The following is a 19,888-nucleotide window of genomic DNA, read 5'->3' as shown; positions in this document are numbered from 1 at the left end:
ACGGCCATCGCCACTGTGCAGAGGCGCAGCATCGCCGACCGACGGCGGGTGCCAACGGCGGATGCCGCGATCGTCTCCGGACTCGACACCGCTGCCTCCTGGGGTCTCTTGTGGAGCCCGAACTGTATGGATCGAATCGACAGTTGAGCAAGTGCTCATACGATTTGGGTCCGCCATCGGCCCGTCGCGTACCGCCACCCCGTGATCGCGAGCATCGTGAGACCGAAGCCCAGCCACGCGACGTAGATCCCGGTCAGCCCCCAGCCGAGGACCAGCCCGAGGAACCAGGCCAGCGGCACCAGCACCGCGTAGTCGGCCACCAGCGACGCGATCATCACGGTGACATTGTCGCCGGACGCACGCAGTACGCCCGCGATGTTCAGCGACAGCACGATCGGAACCAGCGTCACGACGGCGAGCGGCGCGGTGGACGCCGCGAGGTCGACGACGGCCGTGTCCGCCGTCGCGAGCGAGAACAGCGTCCCGGGGAACAGGGCGGCCAGCACCGCCGGCGGCGTGGCGAGCACGAGAGCCAGTACGACCCCTGTCCGCTGGTAGGTCCGGACGGCCGCGACATCCCCCGCCCCAAGGCACTGACCGGCCAGGATCGCGATCCCCGCACCGACCGCGGCGAGCAGGTTATAGATCACCAGCGTGAGGTTGTCCAGGAGACGGTACGCCGCCAGGTCCACGCTCCCGACCTGCGCGGCGAACCCCACCACCAGGACCTCGTTGAGGTAGCCGAAGAACAGCAGAGCGGCCTCCGGCCACGCCAGGCGGGCGAGCACCGGCACGGCGACCCGGCCACGCGCGAGATCACCGCGGGCCAGCAGCACCGCGCCGGGCACGACCGAGCCGATACGGCTGCGGGCGAACCAGATGAGGTAGGCGGTACCGACGACCGTCGACACCACGGTGGACAAACCGGCCCCGACGACCCCGAACCCTGCTCCGAAGACCAGCGTCACGCCCAGCACCAGATTCACGATGATCATGAGCAGTGTCGACACCATCGCGATCCGAGTGGCGCCGAGGCCGGCGAACGCGGCCTGGAGCACCGCCGACGCCGCCGCGAACGGCACGCCGACGGCGACGATGCGCAGGTAGTCGACACTGCCCGCGACGACGGCCGGGTCATCACTTAACGCCCCCAGCACCGGACCCGCCGTCAGGATCAACGAGCCGGAGAACACGACACCCGTCACGACTCCGGCGAGGAGCGCAACGGCGGTCGCCCCGGCAACCGCCGGGACGTCGCCGGACCCGAAGCGCCGCGCCACGACGATCTGGGCGGCGGTAGCCCAGCCCCGGACGACCATGACCGCGATGAGATAGACGGGCGCAGCCAGGGCGACCGAGGCCAGCGCCGCGGTGGAGTAGCGGGCCACCAGCGCGGTGTCCGTCAGGACGATCGCGACCTGCGCGAACATGGTGACGATCAGCGGAACGACCAGCCGCCACAGCTCGCGCAGCGGTGACGCGTCACGGGTGAGCGTCACAGCACGCCCGACGCGGCCTCGATGAGTTCGACGTCGCGGGTCAGCAGGATCAGGGTGTCCACACGCGACCCGGCCCACGCACCGAGCCGGTCCAGGATGCGCTCCCTGGACCCGATGAGCGCGAATGCGTCCACCAGGTCGTCCGGCACGGCGGCCCAGGCATCGGACCGCCTGCCCTCGACGTGGTGCTCGCGGATCCGGTGCGCTGCCTCCTCCCACCCCATCTCACAGGCCTGCGCAAAGTGGGTGTTCTCCACGCCGACACCGCGCGGGCCGATGTAGGACGCGAGGACCGGGCGGACCTCGTCCCGCGCCGCGTCCAGGTCGTCGTCGACCAGCACGTCGACGATCTTCGTGACGGCGACGGCGTCCGCTTCCCGTCCACTGCGGGCGAGCCCCTCGTCGAGCGGGGCGAGGCAGACCTTCTCGTGCTCCGGGAGGTAGAGGCCGCCGGCGATCCAGCCGTCGGCGATCTCACCGGTGAGTCGGACGGCGCGAGGTCCGGTGGTCCCGAGGTAGATCGGCACCGACGGCCGCAGGGGCTTCATCTGGGACCGGATCGACCGGCCGGGCCCACGGGCGTCCGGCCCCCGGTACGGGACGGTGTAGTGGCGGCCGTCGAACTCCAGCGGTGCCTCGCGCGCGACGGCTGCCCGTACGACCGCGACGTACTCGCGGATCGTGTCGACGGGCGGGGTGAACGGGACGCCGTGCCATCCCTCCATCAACCAGGGCTGCGATACTCCGAGCCCGAGCAGCGCCCGCCCCTCGCTGAGTATGTCCAGGGTCGCCGCCGTCATGGCGGTCAGGGCGGGCGTGCGGGCCCCGATCTGCAGGATTCCGGTACCGAGCCGGATCCGGTCGGTCTGCCCGGCGAGATAGCCGAGGATGGAGACGCCGTCCGCGCCGAACTCCTCCAGGCTCCAGACCGAGTCGAACCCGCAGCGGTCCGCGGCCCGCACGGCGGGCAGTACCTCGCCCATCGGTTCGCCCCCGTATCCGAGGGCAAGGCCCAGCTTCATCCGACCTCCAGTGGACGGTTCACGAGAACGGCAGCGGCGGGGGCACCGGGATGTCGGGGTCCCGGTCCAGGCGAGTACCGCCGAGCAGCGGGAACGCCGCCGGCGCGAGCTGGTAGAGGCCGGGGACGACGACCCGGCTCACGCGCAGCCCCGCCCGCGCGACGTCGTCGGTCGTCAGGTCGACGCCGACCGCGGACAGCCCGGCGCCGGTCAGCTCCCGCAGATACGCCGACCGCGGGTCGCCGGTCACGGTGGGCCCCGCGCCGAGGGGGATCGCGGGCGTCGCGGGGCGGGTCCGAGCCAGGGCGACGGCCTGCATCCGCGGGTCCAGGTAGAGCTGAACGTTCGGTTCGAGCGACGTGAGGTCCCGCCAGTCCGCCCGGTACAGGTCCCGGTAGGACCGGTCGTCGTGGAACGGGCGGTAGGGCGCGGCGGGCAGGCGCCCGGCACGGACGTCGGTCCAGAACGGGCTGTCCGGGTCGGCCAGCTCTCGAGCGACCTCCAGGGATACGAGAGCCTCGGTCAGCGCCTTGTGCGCGGCCGCGGTCGTGGTCGGACGGCAGGCGGTCCCGACGCCGATCAGCCCGCGGTGCGGGTCGTGGAGCAGCACGGCGGCGACCGGGACGTCGACCAGGCAGGGCAGCAGGAGGAACCGCGCGTCGAGCCGGCCACAGACGGGCCCCGACAGGGTGTCCGCGATCACCGGGTCACCCGTGACATCAAGGGCGGTCGCGTGGTCGCCGGTCGCCCACCACACCGTGACGGCATCGCGCTCCAGGACCTCCTCCATCGCCGCCCGCTGTGCCGCCGTCGCCGTCTCCCCTGCCGCGATGCCGGCCAGGGCCGGCGGCGATACCGGGGCCGGGCCTCCGGGCCGGGTACCCGGCCCGTTGAGGTGGACCGCCGCCGCGGGCACGAGCATCGGGTCACCGGTCACGAGGTCGCAGCCCCGGGCCCAGTCGAGCGTCAGGTCGTCGTGCAGCGGGACGAACGGGAAGCCCGGCGTTGCGTACTGCGCCGCCGAGTACAGCGTCAGCGCACCGGGTGACACGACCCGGTGGCCGAGCGCGCGGAGGTCCCGGGCGGTGCCGCGCGGCAGGTCCGGAGGTATGGCGTTGCCGCAGTAGCGCTCGACGGCTTCCCCGAGGGCAGCGCGGCGGGCCGCGTCCGGGTCTCCGAGTGTCGCCCCACCGGCCGCGGGGTCCGCCCGCCACGGCGCGAAGACCCGCGTGTCGCAGACCTCGGCCTCGACGCAGGCCAGTGAGGACGAGTAGGGACCGGGTCGCGACGCACGGAGCGCGGTGACGATCCCGGTGCGGGCGTCCACGAGGCGATCCTCGGGGCTCGTTCCCGTCGCGGTCCCGGCGGAGTGCTTTCCGGGGAGCGGCAGCACCGGGTGGCGAGTGAGGGTCGCGCCGCTGATGCGGACCTCGTGATCGGCCCCGGGCGCGCGTTCGCCGCGCAGGTGGGCGAGCACGTCGTCGACGACCAGCTGCGCCGCCGTCACCACGGTCTCCGAGTTCGGCCGGGGACCCGGAACCCGGTCCGCGCGAGACCAGCGGTCGAGAAGGCCGTCGGGGTTCCGGCTCGCGGCCAGGCGCCGGGCACGCCAGTCCCGGTAGCCGGCAGAGACGCCGGGCATGGTGAACGGGCCGACGCAGACCACCGGCCCCTCGACGTGCACGCGGTGCCAGGCGAGGCCCGCACCCTCGCAGAGGGCGTCGAGGTCCTGCCACCGATCATCGGGCAGAGCGTTCGCGCAGGCGACGACGACGTCATGCACAGCCGGGTCCGGCCGGTCCCCGATCTCCGCCCGAACGTCGGCCCGCTCGCTCAGCAGCCGCCGGACCTCGTCCGCGATCGGATCGGAGCCGGACGGTGCGGTGACCAGCGAGATCGACGCGGTCGTCGCGTCAGGTCCCTGGTGATGTGCGACGGTTGTCGCCTTGGCGATCACCACCGGAGTCCCCCTGTCGCGCCCACGTCCCGGTCGAGGCACGGGGCGGGGAGAACGCATCTCCCCACCCCGGCGACTCACTTCTCGGTGTCGGCCAGGTCGCCGATCAGCCAGCTGAAGGTGTCCTCGACGGCCGGGGTGTGGGCCCGGAGCCGGCGCGGCGCAGCATCGTCGCTCTCCTCGTACTCGTAGCCGTGGTGATTCATGACCTGCTCCTCCGTGTCGGAATTGACGGTCCGGGCGCCCGTTGTGATGCTAATGCATCTAAGTACCAAATCAACACTTGAACAGTCATTCATTTGTTGCTAGACCGTCTGGGTAGGCGGAAGGGGCTTCGTGGACGACACGCTGGCGGCGCGGGTGGCCGATCTCGATCTCGCGGACGTCCAGTCCCGGTTCGCCGTCGGCGTCGCCCCGGACGCCCCCTACCACCACCGCGAGGCCACTGCGCTGGAGTACCGCCGCTTCCTACTCCTCGCCGTGACGCATCCGGAGCTCGACGTGCAGCCAGGCGGGCCGGTCGGACGCTTCCGGCGCCTGCACGCCGGCCGGCCGCGGTTCACCACCGACTGCGCCGGGCTCGTCGCCGGAACCGGTGTCGATCCTGGACGGCTCGCTCCCCCGCCGCACCCAGGCGGCCCCCCGCCCGACGAGCGGATCCACCACCTCTACCGGCACATGTTCCCCGGCGGGGACACCGACCTCTGGGGCTGGCCCGCACCGCAGTCGTACCCGCGCGTCGCGGCCCCCGGACTCGGGATCATCCACACTCGACTCGACGGGGCCGTCGACGACGGGACCCGTGACGGTCTGCGACGTGAGGCGCTCGCACTGCGTTCGGGAGCGATCGAGGGCCACTCGGGGGTGTCGACGATCGAGCGCGGTTGCGTGACCGGCGGATACGGCGGCTTCTGCTACGCCGACGCGGGACCGGCCCTGCTGAATCGGCATTGGTCCGGTTCGCTGGCCCGCCGCATCCGTGCGGAGACCGGTGTCGCGGTGGCCCCGACGGGGGTGTTCTACAACTTCCACCGCGACGGGGACGCCAGCCCGCTGCACACCGACCCCGTCGCCACCGAGCTCGTTGTCCTCACCCTGCTCGACGGGCCCGTCGAGCCGCTGTACTTGCAGCCCGAACTCGCGACGACACCGCTCGAAGACATCGGGGCGCTGTCCGGGCGGACCCACGGACATCCCGACGGTGGTATCGGATTCGACATCGGCCCGACACCGTTCCTGATGTCCGGGCAGACCGTCCCGCACCACCGCCTCCCGGCCACCCGATCCGCGGAGGTGGTCGTCGCGGCGCAGTTCTTCGGTGTCGTCGCCCCTTGAGCCACGTAACCGGCGGCGCCCCGTCCGATTCAGCCGCCGTTCCACCCGTAGCACGCTGGCCGTCAGCGCGACACCGACAGATGACCCGCACTCCGGCGAACCGGGGGAAGCTCACGGCCCGGCTCCACGACGCCCGCCACACTGCCGCGACTGCGCTCATGGTCCTCTGGGTCCCCGTCCGCGCCATGATGGGCTGGTCGGAAGCCTCGACGGCGACGCGCTACACGCATGTCCCCGACGACCTGCGCCGCGGGTCCGCGACCCAGGTCGGAGGTCCCCTGTGGAACGCCCCCGAGCCGGCACCGGACGGCCTGACCCCGGAGCACCAAGAAGCGCTCGGTGAGTTCAGCCAGTCGTAGCAGCTCGGCCAGCTCAGGCTCGAAGATCCAGCGGCTGGCAGCTACGAACCTAGATTACGTTGTTGCCGTCTCGCCATAGCGGTCGGCAGCGAGTACGTCGTTAACATGCGCCAGGTCGAGGGTTCCGTCGTCGTTGATGCCAGGGAACACGATCGCCGGCACCGAGTCGACCAGGAGCCGGTACTCCTGGCAGCAGTCCTCGGCCGCGATCAGCGCGTGCAGCTCGTCGAGCGCGTGGCGGCGCGCGCGGGCCCAGTCCGGCTCGTCGCCGGCGGCGGTCCAGTCGATGTTCTCCGCGCCGTCCCGCAGGACGCCCACCTGCCATCTCATGCCCGCGACGATGACGGGCCCCCGATTGTCCACAGCCGGCCGCTACAGGTCGTCGCTGTCCACAGACAACATCTGCTCGGCCAACTTCCACCCCCGCAGCAGCGCCGCGTACGCCTCGGCGTCGCACACCTCCCACACCAGCGGCCCGACCCGCATCCGCAGCATCCGCGACGCCTCCGTACCCGCCTGCGGCTCGATCACCCCGCCGGTGACGTTCGGGACCCCGTTGAGCCGCACCATGACCGCGGTCGACCACGGCCCGGTCGGTGCCATCACCTCCCGCTTCCGCCCCGCCAGGACGGTCGGCAGCGGCGCGACCAGCGGCGCCGCCGCGGCCCACTGCCGTGCGATCCGTGCCGCGACGAAGTGCGAGCGCATGTAGACCAGCACCGGCCCCAGCGACAACCCGAGCTGGCGCTCCGGGGTCCCGGCGAAGCGCATGTCGACCCGCACCGCGACCGGCCCGGCGACCCGCAGGACCATCCCCATCATCGCGACCGCGCCAGCGGCGCCCTCGCGCGCGGCCTGCTCTGCGTCGCTGCGCCCGGCCTTGTGGGCGGTGTGCTGGCTGGTGTTCACGCTGGCCTCCCGATCGACGGTCGGGCCTGTCGGCCCGGGTACCCCTTGGGGTGGCGGGGCGCTTGTTCCCCGCCGCCGCAAGGCGTCCCACCGAGGCCGGCGAGGCTCGCGGTCACTACGGGCCGGACGCAGTCCGGTCGCGCAGCGACGCGCAGCGCCCTTGACCGGGAGACCGGTCGTGGTAAGCCACCGGGCCGTCAGGCCACGCCGCAGGCGTTCCACCGGGGTTCACGGCCGCGCGGCCCTGAGCGGGTCTTTGAACCCGTCACTCCACTCATGGCCACCGAACAGAAATTCGCGTTAGCAGACTTGAACGCGACTATCTCCCGCAGTAGCGGAGTTACCGGGCTGGTCGCAGAACGTCTAGAGCAGTCTCATCGAAGAGGCCGCGTGTGAGCGCGACCATTGCTAGCGCCATGGGGTCCACAGTCGGGTAGTCCCGCTTGCGGCACGGCTCATCCAGTCAACCTCGCCTGGGAGCACGGCTACACGGAACGCCGTTGCACCTGACGGGCCACGCCCGTGGTGTTGTAGCGAAAACGGGCCATCTCGATGGTGACGCCGCAGTCCGCGGCGATCTCGGCGGGTCCGTCGCCGCGGCGGGCGGCCAGCATGAGCAGTGGGCGCGGAAGCAACAACGTCCCACCGAACGCGGTGGCCTGTTCCTCCTCGTCGGGTCGGCAGGTCCGGAACGGGACGCCGTCAATCTCGCGAACCTCGGCGAGGTCGTGGTCGAGGATGGTATGAGCGAACTCGTGCGCGACGTCGCTGGCGAGGCGACCAGGAGTGCGGAGGGGGTTGGTCACCACGAACGTCCGATCCCCGACGACGAACGTCGCGGCAGAGAACGCAAAAGCCTGAAGACGCTCGATCTCCTCCAGGCGGTCGCGAGCGACGAGCTCCTCACCACTGACCAGCGTGACTCCGAGGTGCTCGGCGAGACGATCGAGCGGCAGTGCGGCGGCCGCACCGAGGCCGAGTTCACCGCGCAGACGTTCGGCCTCGCGCTCGGCCTTGGCCTTGAAGCCCCGCGGCAGGGTCACTGCGCACCCTCCTTCTCGACCCGCGCGACGAGCGCGGCGTGCATGTCGTCGAGCAGCGCCCCGAGCCGCTGCGGCACCCCGGGACGCATCACCGAAGCCGCACGAAGGTGGCAGGCGACGACCGGCTTCGCGAGCGGGTTGGCCTGGGCCAGGGTCGCGTACATCTCCTTGAGCACACTGCTGATCGCCGCGGCTGCGTCGGTTGTCAGCGCCGGGTCTGCGGAGATGTGGGCGATCGCCTGCTCCAGCGGCTGCTGCGGACGCTCGGTGACCGGGGTAAAGAATCTGCTCGGCGGCATCCCCAACCAAGCACACAGGGCGGTGAACGACGCCAGGTCGGGCTGGGCACCCCCCTCGACGCGCGACATCGTGGAGAAGCTGACCCCGGCGTCGGTCGCGGCCTGTCGCAGTGACTGCGCGCCCCGTCGCTCCCGGACGAGTCGGCCAAGCTGGGAGACGTCGAGACGCTCGACATCGCCACCGCGCGGATCCCGCTCGTCGTCGACAGCACGGGTCATCGTGGGTTTCTCGGCTCGGCCACGCCGCGAGGGTAGCCGCTCGTCGCAGCTTTGCTGCAACACGGCGCGCTGCAGCAGCCGATCACTTGTGACGCTTTACTGCAACACGTACCGTCCTTGGTGCAACTCCCCAGCAGCCAAGCAGTAGAGAAGGACGGTCATGACCGACGTCTCGAACCGCAAGCCGCGCCAGGTGCACTTCACCCTCGACGGGCGCAAGCTCGTCACCGACGCCAGCCGGATGCCCGCCGCCGCGATCCTGCGGCTTGGCGGTCTCGACCCCGCCGGCTACGACCTCAAGCAGGTTCGCCCCGGGCACCGCGAGCCGATCGGCTACGCCGACACTGACGAGGTTGCCATCTCCAACGGCGACAAGTTCGTCAGCGTCCGCCAGACCGCCACGGTCGCATGATGGACACCGCCTCGACCGTGCCGGACACGGTGACCGATTTCCTCGCTGGCCTCGACCGATGTGGCATCACTGCGGTCGTGCAGGGGTCGGTCATCACCTTCACGGTCGAGGCGGTGGCCGGCGCCCGCGCCGGCCGCGCAACCCCTACCGGGGTACAGATCGACGAGCTGTCGATGTGGCCGCAGTGCCCACCGCACTGGGTTCACTTCCCCGCGGATGTCGGGTTCGCCGCAACCAACGCGAACGTCGACGAGACCCTGCCGGGCTGGGTTCGCCACTCCCGGCAGATCGCCGGTTGGGGGGACGCCACCGAACCGGCTCAGGCGTGGATCGCGCACGTCAGGTCCGTTCTTGAGACGGCGAGCTGACCATGACGATGTCGAACGTCCCGACCCGGATCATTCCGGGGTCTACGAACTCCGCGCCGACCGTCTCGGTGGCGATGACCGAGACCATCGACGAGCTGCTGCACCAGCACTTGCTACGAGCCGACGGGCAGGAAGACCTGTGCCTGGCCACTTACGCCCCCTCCACCGGCAGCCGGCGCTGGACCGCGCTGCTGCGCGACGTCGTCACGCCGAAGCCCGGCGAGCGCACCGTGCACCGCAACGTTTCGTTCACCGGCGACTACATGGTGCGCGCGGCGGTCCAGGCCGCCGCCGCCGGGCTCGGTGTCGCCATCCTGCACTCCCACCTCCGCGGGCGCGGCTGGCAGCGCATGAGCCCCTGGGACGCCGACGCCGAGCAGTCCTACGCACACCTCGTCGAGGCGATCACCGGCCTGCCGCTGCTCGGCATGACCCTCGCCGGGGTCGACCAGGCGTGGTCCGCGCGCACCTGGACCAGCACCGGCACCCCGGTCTGGGCGGAGGGCGTCCGCATCGACGGCGGGCAGTTGCGCGTGAGCTGGAACGACCACTTGCGCCCGTCGCCGCGCGCCCAGGACACCCAGCAGCGCACCATCTCCGCGTGGGGCACCACCATCCAGGCCGACTTCTCCCGGCTGCGCATCCTCGTTGTCGGGGTCGGTAGCGTCGGACTCGACGTCGCTGTCCGCCTCGCCGCAGCCGGCGTGCAGCACATCGCCGTCATGGACCCCGACATCGTCAAGCGCCTCAACCTGGACCGGCTCATCGGCGCCACGCGCCGCGACGCCAGCTTGGGCCGCCCGAAGGTCGACGTCGCGGTCCAGCTGATGCGCGCGGCGGCGACCGCCGAGCAGCCCGACATCGTCGGCCACCGCATGAGCGTGTGCGACCCGGAGGCGCACGCGATCGCGCTGGACTACGACGTCATCTTCAGCTGCGTCGACCGCCCCTGGGCCCGCGCAGTCCTCAACTCCCTCGCCTACACCGACCTCATCCCGGTCCTCGACGGCGGCATCGGCATCGACGCCTTCGACGACGGCACGGGCATGCGCAACGCCACCGTTCGCACGCACGCGCTGCGGCCCGGGCGGCCCTGCATGGTGTGCAACAAGCAGCTCGATCCCGCCCTGGTCCAGATCGACCGCCAAGGCCTGCTCGATGACCCCCACTACATCGCTGGCGCCGGTCCTGACATCGGCGGCGGCCACGAGAACGTCGCACTACTCTCGCCGAACGTCAGCGTCGGACTGCTCAACCTGTTCGTCAGCCTGATCGCCGCACCCGGCGGCGAGCCCGACCCCGGCCCGCTGCGCTTCAGCCTGTCCACCCACTCTCTCGAACACCTGGACCACCGCTCGTCGCCCACCTGCTACGTCGAACAGACGGTCGGGATCGGCGACGCCCGGCCGACGTTGACAGGGGCGCCGGGCTGCGAGCAGTCAGCCTGACCAAGAAGCATGACTCCTTCAGCGTCCCTTCGAGGACGTCCGGCTATCCGCTCAGGAACGAACGATTGATCAACGAGGCATCGAGCTCGGCGAGCAACTACATCAGCCGGGTGCGGAACCGCTCGACGCTGGCGAGCTTGATCTGTTCGTAGCCACGGATGATGTCCCCCGAGGACGTCACGGACCTGCGCTTCGAGCCGCCGCTGCCGGTCTTCGGTCATGGTCGCGGTCCAAAGCGGGTCGGTGGTTGCCGGAACGGTGTCGGCGGGCACACCGCTGCCCCCGAGACCGGGACCGGCATGACGGGTTCACCGCGGCACGCCGCCGAACCGCGAGCCATCGCCTCGTCGACCAGATCGAGGGGCAGGTCGAGGGCCGCGGCGATGCCGTGGACCATCTCGGTCACGGTGCCGACCAAGTGCGTGGGTGGGCCGATCCAGACCTGTGGGCCGTCCGCGTCGTCGACGCCGTTCGGGGTGAGCTGGGCGTAGTAGTGATCGCCGTCGAGTCCCCAGGTGCTCGCGTAGTCCCAGCCGTCGAGCAAGAAGGCGTAGATGCTCACGGCCGTCACCCGCCCGGCCGGGCCGCGGTGGACTGGTCGGCCGCGCGGGTCCGGTCCAGGCTCCGGTCGGCGGTCCGGGACCTCTGGGCCGGCGCCTCGGGACGGCGCAGCGTCACACCGGCGGCGGTGAGCATCCGCAGGTCCAGGTGCCAGGTTCGCGCGGAACGCTCGGTCCAGAGCCGACCGGCCTCATCGACGTGGCGAGACACCTGCTGGTCGCTCATGCCGGTGACCCGACGCAGGTGGGTCAGGGCCTCGTCGGCGCGACCGGTGACGTTGGCGTGCCCGAGGTGGGTCGTCAGGTGGCACGGCGAACACAGGCAGATCAGCCGGCGCAGGGTCTGGGTGCCGGTGCGGTCGTCGTAGCTCCAACGCTCGTGCGCCTCCAACCACCGGCGCACAGCACGGTCCTCGATCGCACCGCACGCCTCGCAGCGGTGCCCGGCACGGGCGAAGACCATCTGGCGCAGGCGCTCCCAGTCCTGCGGCGAGACGCAGGTACGGACGTTGGTGAACCAGCAGGTCCTCGGGATCATGTCGACGAACAACCCGGACCCGAATGACCGGTCCTCGCCCGGCAACAGGTCCGGGACGTCGGGCAGCGCCGCCCACGGCTGCAGCCCGGGCGTGGGCGGGCGAGGGTCGAACCAGCGCTTCGCGGCCGGATCCCAGCGGGCGCCGTGCGCCTTGGCCTGGTCCTTCTCGCTGAACGGCACGTCCAGCCACGCCCGCGCCCGCGGGCCCGTCTTGGTCTCGTTCGTCGTCATCTGCGCTCCTCGACGCCGGCGGTCGTGGACCTGCCCGCTCCGATGATGACACCGGGCACCGACAGTTCAGTCCAGGTCGACGTCATCCGTTCCGACTGGAGACTGCCGACGACCAGTGACCGCCGTAATGTGCGCCCGTTCTCCCTGGGGCCCGAACAGGTTCAAGATCTCGGTCGGTCGAGGGCTGGCGCTGGCGAACCAGTGCGGAACGTGGGTGTCGAACTCGGCGACCTCACCGGGCCTCAGGACGACGTCGTGGTCGCCGAGGATCAGCCGTAGTTCTCCGCTCAGCACGTAGAGCCACTCGTACCCGTCGTGGACGACGGGCTCGGGAAGCGGCTGATCGGGGTCTCGGCCGGGCAGGATCTGCTTGTAGGCCTGGAGCGGACCCGGGTAGCGGGTCAGTGGCACGATCGTTCGCCCGCGGTGGTTCCGTGGTCGCAGGTGCACGCGCGGGTCGCCGGTCTCGGGTGCGCCGACGAGGTCGTCGAGCGGCACTCGGTAGGCCCGGGCGAGCGGGACGAGGAACTCCAGGGTCGGGCGGCGCTTGCCCGACTCGAGACGCGACAGGGTGCTGATCGAGAAGCCGGTCAGCTCCGCGAGATCGGCGAGGGTCGTCCCTCGGCGCCGGCGTAGCTCCCGCAGCCGTGGACCCACCTGCCTCGCCAGCTCTTCGCCCTCCACTCCTGCATTTTGCAGTATCCGCAACGATCTTTGCCACCGTTCTCGACGGCGGCGATCGTGAGCGGCGGAGGTGCTGTAATGATCGAAGAACCGACATATGACGTTGTTGTCGTGGGAGCCGGCGCGGCCGGGCTCAGCGGAGCGCTCACCCTCGCCCGGGCCCGGCGGTCCGTCTTGGTGGTCGATGCGGGAGAGCCGCGCAACGCTCCGGCGGCCGCCATGCACGGATTCCTGACCCTTGATGGAGCTGCACCGGACAGGGTGCTGACCGAAGGCCGTCGGGAAGTGGAGCACTACGGCGCCGTTATCCGCCGTGCACGAGTGACAGAGGTCGGCCCGGTCAGGAGGACCGACGGATCACCGGTATTTGACCTCGGCCTCGACGACGGTGGCCGAGTACGGGCCCGGCGGGTCCTGCTGGCCTGTGGGCTCGTCGACCGCCTGCCCGCGGTCGACGGGGTGCGGGAGCGTTGGGGGCGAGACGTTCTGCACTGTCCCTACTGCCACGGCTATGAGGTCCGCGATCAGCCGGTAGCCGTACTGGCCACCGGACCGGCTGCAGCACACCTCGCGCTGCTCATGCGGCAGTGGACCTCGAACGTGACGTTCATTCAGCCTGAGGACTTCTCCCTCGACCATGCCCAGCGCGCCCAGCTCGACGCGCGAGGTATCGGGCTCGTCGTCGGCGACGCCGCCGGACTCGACATCACCGGCGACGCCCTCAGTGCGGTCCGCCTCACCGACGGTCGAGTAGTTCCCTGCCGTGCACTGGTCGTGACACCTCGATTCGAAGCGCGTAGCGACCTGGCGGTCGCTCTCGGCGCGCGCGTCGCCGAGCACCCAGCAGGCACCGGATCGATGGTGGTCACCGACCCCACCACGCTGCAGGCAGCGCCTGGCGTGTGGGCGGCCGGAAACATCACCAACCTGATGGCCCAGGTCGTGCAGGCCGCCGCCCAGGGCGTACAAGCCGGAATCTCGATCAACTCCGACCTGGTCACCGAGGACACCGCAGCCGCGCTCCCTCCATCGGGACCCTGGGCCCCGATTCCCGAAGGCCCCGAAGAAGAGGCAGTCCGTCGATGAGCACCGGAACCACCCCGACCCGACCCGACGACGACCGCGGCACGCCGCGTGCGACAACGCGACTACCCGGAGCGGTGTACCTGCTGGGGCTGAGCCTGTTCGCCATCGGAAGCTCCGAGTTCCTCATCGCCGGCGTCCTCCCACCGGTCGCCGCCGACCTCGACGTGTCCTTACCGGCCGCCGGAACCCTGATCTCGGCCTACGCCATGGGCGTCGTCGTCGGGGCCCCGCCGCTGGCGCTGCTGACCTTGCGATGGTCCCGACGCACGACTCTCATCGCCAGCCAGGTCGTGTTCGTCGCCGCCACCACAGCGGGGATGCTCGTCGAGGGCTACTGGCCCCTGCTGATCTCACGCGTCGTGGTTGGTCTGGCCTATGCCGGGTTCTGGGCCGCTGCGATGGTGACCGCGCTGCACTTGGTCACCCCGGACCGCGCCGCACGCGCACTCGCCGTCGTCGTCGGCGGCCTGAGCCTGGCCATGGTGCTCGGCGGACCACTGGGCACCCTGATCAGCGACGTCGCTGGCTGGCGGGCTGGATTCTGGGCTCTTGCCGCCGCCACCGCCGCCACCGCCGTCGCCACCGCGATCGTCCTCCCCGCCGGAGCGGATCAGGGACCGCCACGCGATGTGCGGGGTGAACTTCGCACGATGCTGCGTCCGCGGCTCTGGATCGCCTATGGCACAACCGTTCTCAGTACCGGCTCGTACATGGTCACCTACAGCTACATCGCCGGAATCCTGACCGACGTGAGCCGACTGGATCAACGCCTGGTGCCTGCCGTCCTGGCGTTGTTCGGCATCGGTGCCGTGGCTGGCTTGACCGTCGGCGGCCGGATAGCAGACCGATACCCGTTCCCGCTGCTCGCGGGCGGGCTGGCGAGCATCACGGTCCTGTCCGGCGCCATGCTGATCTGGGCGTCGAACTCCACGATCATGGTGGTGCTGTTCTTCCTGCTCGGATTCGCGGCGTTCGTGCTCAATCCTGCGGTTCACGGCCGGGTGTTCGCCATCGGCGCCGACGCTCCGACCCTGGCCGGTGCGGTCAACGTCTCCGCCTTCCAGGTCGGCATCACGCTGGCCGCCGCCGTCGGCGGCGTCGCGATCACCGCAACCGGCCGCCTCACCGCGATCGCGTGGGTGGGCATAGCCGGCGCGATTCTCGCCCTCTCGACCGTGGCCGTCGACGCCCGATGGCCGCTGTCCGTGCGCAAGCCCGAATCGCCCTCCTGACCGTTACCGTCCTCGCGACGGCCCAGTTGCGCTGTCTCTGCCCTTCCGCGGTCGACCGGCAACCACGCACCGCACACTGCGAGCGTGGAGAATCGGCTCTGGAAAGACAGGCCGACGGGCCGACTCATCCGGCCCTGTCGTCGGTGCGGCAGCGACGTACCGGTTACGGCACCGCATAGGTACTTCACGAGTCTTCTACGTCGTCGAAGCCTTCAGTCGCGGCGTCGTCGGTGTGCCAGCGGATGAGCTGGTCGGCGCGCTCGTCCTCGGGTTCGTCGACGGCGTCGCGGTAGGCGATCTCGTCGAGCATCCGGCGGGCGTGCTGGACCGACTGCTCGGTCTGCTCGGCGTCCGGGACCCGCACGACATCCTCCCCGGTCTGGACCGGCGGGGCCTCGCGCGCGTCCTCCCGCCGCGACTCGGCCACATCCCGGTCCTCGTCGGGTCGGGTGTCGTCGAGGTGGTCGGCGATGTCGCCCTCGGTGATCTCGCGGTGTCGGTCGTCGTCGGCGACGGCGGCGTCGTGGGCGGCCTTCCACTCGGCGGCGGTGATCCGGTCGTCGGGGTCGTCGTCGGCGTCGCGGGCGAACAGCTCGGCCTTGGACAACTCGGCCTGCGCGCGGGTCTGGGCGGTGTGGGCGAGCCAGCGGCTGCGGGCGTCGTCGACCTCGGCCAGCTCGGTCGCGCGCTGTTCCAGGACCGCGGCGAGCGCCGCGGCCTGGGCGGCCTCCTCGGTGAGGCGCTGCTGCTCGGCCGGGTCGGTCGCCGCGTCGGCTTCGGCGCGGCGCAGGGCGGCGTCCTGCTGGTGGCGGGTCGCGGCCTGGTGGGTGGCGGCGAGCTCGTTGGCGACGTAGCGGGGCGCGGCGGCCAGCTCGCGGTCGTAGGCACGCACGCGCATCCGGAGCTGGCCGTTGGACAGCTCCAGGTGCTCGCGGTCGATCTCGGGCCGTCCGAGGTCGCGCCACGCCGCGCGGTAGGCGGCGAACTGCTCGACCTGCCCGGGCTGCGGGCCGGTCCGAGGGCGTCGTCGGGGTCGTCGTGGCCGCGGGCCTCGCGGTAGGCCGCGACCCGCCCGACCCTGTCGGCCCAGGCGGCGCGGGCGGGGCCGTCGTCGGGGGCCTCTCCGAACGCGGCGAGCGCCCAGGGCTGCGGGGCGTCGGCCAGCTCGGCGCCGAGGGTGTGGGCGCGGTCGTCGGCGGCCTCGGCGAGCGCGCTCAGGTAGGTGTCCCACTCCTTGTCCTCGACCCGGGGGGTCCAGTCGGTCCAGCTCTGTCCGACGGGGTCGAAGCGGTGGCCGTCGCGGATGCGGGAGTAGAGGACGTTGGACACGGTGCGGGCGCCGGTGAGCGGGCCGCGTTCGACGGCGTCGCCCAGGACGGTGTCGGGGTCGTGCCCGGCGAGTTCGGCGCGGCGCAGGATGCGGGTCAGAGCGCCGGTGCCGTCCTCGGCGGCGATGCGGGTGCGCTGCTCGACGGTCAGCGCGCCGGTGTCGACGAGCCGGTCGAGGGCGGCGTTGGTGCGCTCGGTCGCGGCGAGCTGGGCGCCCTCGGAGAGCAGGTCGGCCGCGGTGCGGGTGCTGAGGGCTTCGGCCACGGAGTCGGCGGCGAATGTGAGCGAGGAACGCTCGACGGCCTGCTCACTGGTGTCGAGGATCCCGGCGAGGGTGGCTACGGGGTCGCGGTGCACGCCGTGTTCGTGGGTGGTGCCCTCGGCCGCGTCCTGCGGTCCGGTGCGGGTGGCGACGTGCGCGGTGTTGGAGCTTCGGCCGCGGGACATGCCGACGTACAGCGCGGCGGCGGCGGTGTTCGGGGTGGCGACGGTGTGGGTGGTGTCGACGGTGGCGCCCTGCGCGGCGTGCACGGTGGAGGCGTAGCCGAGCGCGAGGTGCTCGGCGACGTAGTCCGCGGGCAGGACCAGCCGCTCCCCTCCGTCCCCGATGGGGTCGGTGGTCACTTCCAGGGCGCCGTCGTCGCGGACGGCGGTGACGCGGTAGGTCTCGCGGTTGATCGGGCCGCGGCGGTTGCCCTCGACGCCGACCAGGTTCCAGCCGTTGCGTCGGGCCTGCACCAGGTCTCCGACCCCGGCGAAGGTGCCCTGCATCCCGAGCGGGGCCCCGTGCTCGTCGACCCGCCCGAGTCGGACCAGCTCGGTCCGCAGCTGGGCGGACAGCCGGGCGGCCTGGTCGTTGGTGTCGACCAGGAGCAGGGACCGGCGGCCGTCGAGGGTGTCGGCCAGCCATCCCCGTGCGGCGGACGCTTCGGCGTCGTCGCGGGTGCCGGAGTCGATGAGTCGGCCCTGCTGGTGGTACTCGCGCAGGACCGTCTCGTCCCCGGCGCGCAGCCGCAGGGACGCGGCGCGCTCCCAGCCGTCGGTGAAGCGGCGGGCGTCGGTGAGCTCGTAGCGCGACCCGGCCGCGGCGAGCATGTCCATGCCGCCGCCGGCGCCGACAGCGGCGAGCTGCTTGTGGTCCCCGACCAAAAGCAGCTTCGCCCCGGCCGCCGCGGTGTGGCCGTGGATCGCGGCCAGGGCGGCGGTGTCGGTCATCGCGGACTCGTCGACGACGACGAGGTCCCCGGCGCGCAGCCGCCACGCCTCGTCGCCGTCGACGGTGCGGCGCTCGGCGGGCGCGGCGGCGAGCCGGTCCTGCGTCACGAGCCATCGGGTGACGTTGCGCGCGGTCAGTCCTTCTCCGGTGAGGACGTCGGTGGCGACCTGGCTGGTCGCCAGCCCGAACACCCGTCGACCGGGCTCGTCCGGTGTGGCACTGGTGTCGGTCCAGGCGCGGGCGACGGTGCCGACGACGAAGGACTTCCCGGTCCCGGCCGGCCCGACGAGGGTCTCGACCCGGGCACCTGAGGTGAGGACCCCGCGGACCGCGGCGGCCTGGTCGGCTCCGAGGTGGACTTCCTCGTCGTCGAGGCGGGTCAGGAACGCGGCCGCGGCCTGCTCGGTGAGTGCGGCGCCGTCGCGGGCGGTGACGGCGGCGAGCAGGATGCGTTCGGAGCGGACCTGGTCGGGGGTGGAGTAGATCCGCCCGCCCGGGGCGCGCATCGCGGACTCGCCGTTGGCCAGCAGCAGGTCGGGCGGCAGCAGCGACTCCCCGGGGCGTTCGGCGTCCATCGCGACCGCGTACAGGATGGCCTCGTCGGTGAGCTGGTCGAGCAGGGTCGCGACGTCGGTTCCGTCGGGGATCCCGAGGTAGTCGGGCAGGGCGGCGTTGACCGCGCGGGTGAGGTCCGCGCGGGTCCAGCCGGCTTTGCGGGAGGCGACGTCGGACAGCGCGAGCTCGATGACCACCTGCGGGTTGAACGCCTGTGGCGCGACGTCCCCGGGGCGGGCGGCCAGGACGGCGTCGGCGACCGCGGCCAGGCCGCCGTCGATGTCGGCGCGCATCCGGTCGTTGATCCGGTCGAGGAACTCCTCGCGGGTCTCCCCGTCGTGCGACTTCGACGCCCGCGTGGCGAACGTGGCCTGCCGGGAGATCCGGTCGCGCTCGGCGGAGTTCGGGGCGCGCCCGTAGCGCTGCTCGAACAGCTCGAACAGCTCGCCGGTCTTGGCGGTGACCGCGCGGCGGCGCTGGGAGAACAGCGCCATCGTCTCCTCGGCGATGCCGACGACCTCGCGGGACTTCCCGTCCGGACGGGTCGCGAGCAGCATCCCGAGCGAGTGGGTGATCCGCTCCTCGCACGTCCGCTCCGCGACCGCGGCGGCGGCCGGGCGCCACCGGTAGAGGCTGCGCCCGTCCAGGGTCCGCCACACCCCGTCGGGGCCCTCGACGCGGTTGAGGATCGTGTCGTGGATGTGCAGCTGCGGGTCCCGGTCGCGGGAGTCGTGCTGGAAGAACGACGCGACGACGAAGTTGTGCGCGTCGACCCACCGGCCCGCGGCGCCGCCGTGGTGCCCGACGCGGGAGTAGCCGGCCTTGTCCTGCAGGTAGGCCAGGGCGGCGTTGTTGCCCGCCCAGATCGCGTCCTCGACGGCCTGGCGGAACTCGCCCCACGCCACGGCGGTGGCCTCGTCGCCGGCGTTGCGGGCGGCGACCTCGCGGGCCTCGAACGCGGTGTGCAGCATCGTCACCGACTTCTGCACGGAGAACGTGACGTCGAGGAAGGCGACGTTGTGCCGGGCCGACTTCCCGGCTTCGGTACGCAGCTCGGCCCGGCGTTCCGCCGAGGCGTCCGGTTCGCGTTCCAGCGCGGCGGTGTAGATCTCGTCCTCGGACAGGTACTTGCGTCCCGTGTGTCCCAGTGTCCCGACCTCGTCCCACCGGGACGGGTCGTGGAACCCCTCGTCCCGCGGGTCGAGGAACCGCTCATAGACCGCGCGCATGTCCTGGGCCTCGACCAGCCCACGCAGCCCCAGCTTCTCCGCCCCGGCACCCCACCAGCGCCCCGGTGGCTCCCCCTCGGCGACCGCGCCGGTGTAGTAGTTCTCCCGCCCGGCCGCGACCTCCTTCAACAGGTACTCCGGGCTGTACCCGGACGCGATGCTCAGCACCCCGACCACCTCGAAATGATCTTCCGACGGGTCCCGTCGAGATCGACAGCGCACGGGGTCCGGCGTGGCCGGCCGGAGGCCGGCCAGCCCCCTCGGATCGTGATGCATCGGTGTGCTGCTTTTGATCTTGGGCTCTTGTTGCTCTGTTCGGGGTAGTCGCTCTCGGTTCTGGCGTTCTGCTCGGTCGCGG

At 71.7% G+C, this 19,888-nt stretch carries 19 protein-coding genes; 7 read left to right on the top strand and 12 right to left on the bottom strand.

Features of this window, described 5'->3' with window-relative positions; all coding sequences use genetic code 11:
- Positions 1-155: 155 nt before the first annotated feature.
- The 4 genes from AFB00_RS12235 to AFB00_RS35490 form a co-directional block, all read right to left on the bottom strand.
- Positions 156-1,499: an MATE family efflux transporter gene (locus AFB00_RS12235; protein ID WP_068797337.1), complete on the bottom strand. Its 1,344-nt coding sequence runs from the start codon at positions 1,497-1,499 to the stop codon at positions 156-158.
- Positions 1,496-2,521 carry an LLM class flavin-dependent oxidoreductase gene (locus AFB00_RS12230; RefSeq protein WP_068797336.1) on the bottom strand — a complete coding sequence of 342 codons (1,026 nt, stop codon included), beginning with the start codon at positions 2,519-2,521 and terminating at the stop codon, positions 1,496-1,498. Before AFB00_RS12230 ends, AFB00_RS12235 begins: the two co-directional genes overlap by 4 nt.
- A 19-nt stretch (positions 2,522-2,540) precedes the next feature.
- Positions 2,541-4,478 carry a YcaO-like family protein gene (locus AFB00_RS12225; protein ID WP_156819505.1) on the bottom strand — a complete coding sequence of 646 codons (1,938 nt, stop codon included), beginning with the start codon at positions 4,476-4,478 and terminating at the stop codon, positions 2,541-2,543.
- Between the two features lie 77 nt (positions 4,479-4,555).
- Positions 4,556-4,684, bottom strand: coding sequence for a hypothetical protein (locus tag AFB00_RS35490; protein WP_257785254.1), 129 nt, complete (start codon positions 4,682-4,684; stop codon positions 4,556-4,558).
- Positions 4,685-4,814: 130 nt separating this feature from the next.
- Here AFB00_RS35490 and AFB00_RS12220 point away from each other — a divergent pair, with 130 nt between their 5' ends.
- Together AFB00_RS12220 and AFB00_RS33985 are read left to right on the top strand one after the other, a co-directional pair.
- Positions 4,815-5,813, top strand: coding sequence for a hypothetical protein (locus AFB00_RS12220; protein ID WP_068797335.1), 999 nt, complete (start codon positions 4,815-4,817; stop codon positions 5,811-5,813).
- Between the two features lie 80 nt (positions 5,814-5,893).
- On the top strand, positions 5,894-6,172 hold the full coding sequence (locus AFB00_RS33985; RefSeq protein ID WP_068797334.1) for a site-specific integrase: 279 nt from the start codon (positions 5,894-5,896) through the stop codon (positions 6,170-6,172).
- 54 nt (positions 6,173-6,226) lie between these two features.
- Here the strand turns inward: AFB00_RS33985 and AFB00_RS12210 are convergent, their stop codons facing one another.
- The 4 genes from AFB00_RS12210 to AFB00_RS12195 all read right to left on the bottom strand — a co-directional run bounded on the left by AFB00_RS12210 (position 6,227) and on the right by AFB00_RS12195 (position 8,642).
- On the bottom strand, positions 6,227-6,502 hold the full coding sequence (locus AFB00_RS12210) for a hypothetical protein (RefSeq protein WP_156819504.1): 276 nt from the start codon (positions 6,500-6,502) through the stop codon (positions 6,227-6,229).
- A gap of 42 nt (positions 6,503-6,544) precedes the next feature.
- Complete coding sequence (locus AFB00_RS12205) at positions 6,545-7,081, bottom strand: hypothetical protein (RefSeq protein ID WP_068797332.1); 537 nt, start codon at positions 7,079-7,081, stop codon at positions 6,545-6,547.
- A 485-nt stretch (positions 7,082-7,566) separates the two neighbouring features.
- Complete coding sequence (locus AFB00_RS33980; protein ID WP_068797331.1) at positions 7,567-8,124, bottom strand: ImmA/IrrE family metallo-endopeptidase; 558 nt, start codon at positions 8,122-8,124, stop codon at positions 7,567-7,569.
- Positions 8,121-8,642, bottom strand: a complete 522-nt coding sequence (locus tag AFB00_RS12195) for a helix-turn-helix domain-containing protein (RefSeq protein ID WP_068797330.1) — start codon at positions 8,640-8,642, stop codon at positions 8,121-8,123. The genes AFB00_RS33980 and AFB00_RS12195 overlap by 4 nt, the downstream gene beginning before the upstream one ends.
- Before the next feature lie 160 nt (positions 8,643-8,802).
- Here AFB00_RS12195 and AFB00_RS12190 point away from each other — a divergent pair, with 160 nt between their 5' ends.
- The 3 genes from AFB00_RS12190 (at position 8,803) to AFB00_RS12180 (ending at position 10,870) form a co-directional block, all read left to right on the top strand.
- A complete protein-coding gene (locus tag AFB00_RS12190) occupies positions 8,803-9,054 on the top strand; it encodes a hypothetical protein (RefSeq protein WP_068797329.1) in 252 nt (83 codons plus the stop codon).
- The gene (locus AFB00_RS12185) at positions 9,054-9,422 is read left to right on the top strand and encodes a hypothetical protein (protein ID WP_156819502.1); all 369 of its coding nucleotides are present in this window, start codon (positions 9,054-9,056) and stop codon (positions 9,420-9,422) included. Before AFB00_RS12190 ends, AFB00_RS12185 begins: the two co-directional genes overlap by 1 nt.
- 74 nt (positions 9,423-9,496) lie before the next feature.
- On the top strand, positions 9,497-10,870 hold the full coding sequence (locus AFB00_RS12180; protein ID WP_197519833.1) for a ThiF family adenylyltransferase: 1,374 nt from the start codon (positions 9,497-9,499) through the stop codon (positions 10,868-10,870).
- A gap of 217 nt (positions 10,871-11,087) precedes the next feature.
- Here AFB00_RS12180 and AFB00_RS12175 read toward each other — a convergent pair whose 3' ends face one another.
- The 3 genes from AFB00_RS12175 to AFB00_RS12165 all read right to left on the bottom strand — a co-directional run bounded on the left by AFB00_RS12175 (position 11,088) and on the right by AFB00_RS12165 (position 12,856).
- Positions 11,088-11,432, bottom strand: a complete 345-nt coding sequence (locus AFB00_RS12175) for a hypothetical protein (protein WP_156819501.1) — start codon at positions 11,430-11,432, stop codon at positions 11,088-11,090.
- Between the two features lie 5 nt (positions 11,433-11,437).
- Positions 11,438-12,199, bottom strand: coding sequence for a DUF5710 domain-containing protein (locus AFB00_RS12170; RefSeq protein WP_068797325.1), 762 nt, complete (start codon positions 12,197-12,199; stop codon positions 11,438-11,440).
- A gap of 66 nt (positions 12,200-12,265) precedes the next feature.
- Positions 12,266-12,856, bottom strand: coding sequence for a helix-turn-helix domain-containing protein (locus tag AFB00_RS12165; RefSeq protein WP_231974347.1), 591 nt, complete (start codon positions 12,854-12,856; stop codon positions 12,266-12,268).
- A gap of 105 nt (positions 12,857-12,961) precedes the next feature.
- Between AFB00_RS12165 and AFB00_RS31725 the strand changes: the two genes are divergently transcribed.
- Both AFB00_RS31725 and AFB00_RS12150 read left to right on the top strand, forming a co-directional pair.
- Entirely contained in the window at positions 12,962-13,969 is a 1,008-nt protein-coding gene (locus AFB00_RS31725) for an NAD(P)/FAD-dependent oxidoreductase (RefSeq protein WP_083275470.1), read from the top strand.
- Positions 13,966-15,201, top strand: a complete 1,236-nt coding sequence (locus AFB00_RS12150; RefSeq protein WP_068797321.1) for an MFS transporter — start codon at positions 13,966-13,968, stop codon at positions 15,199-15,201. The genes AFB00_RS31725 and AFB00_RS12150 overlap by 4 nt, the downstream gene beginning before the upstream one ends.
- A 195-nt stretch (positions 15,202-15,396) precedes the next feature.
- Here AFB00_RS12150 and mobF read toward each other — a convergent pair whose 3' ends face one another.
- A complete protein-coding gene (gene mobF, locus AFB00_RS12145) occupies positions 15,397-19,707 on the bottom strand; it encodes a MobF family relaxase (RefSeq protein WP_231974345.1) in 4,311 nt (1,436 codons plus the stop codon).
- Positions 19,708-19,888: the final 181 nt, after the last annotated feature.

Origin of the sequence: Pseudonocardia sp. HH130630-07 (assembly GCF_001698125.1) — a bacterium.
Classification (GTDB): Bacteria; Actinomycetota; Actinomycetes; order Mycobacteriales; family Pseudonocardiaceae; genus Pseudonocardia.
The sequence above is the reverse complement of the archived record's forward strand: the minus strand, read 5'-3'. Positions and strand labels throughout refer to the sequence as shown.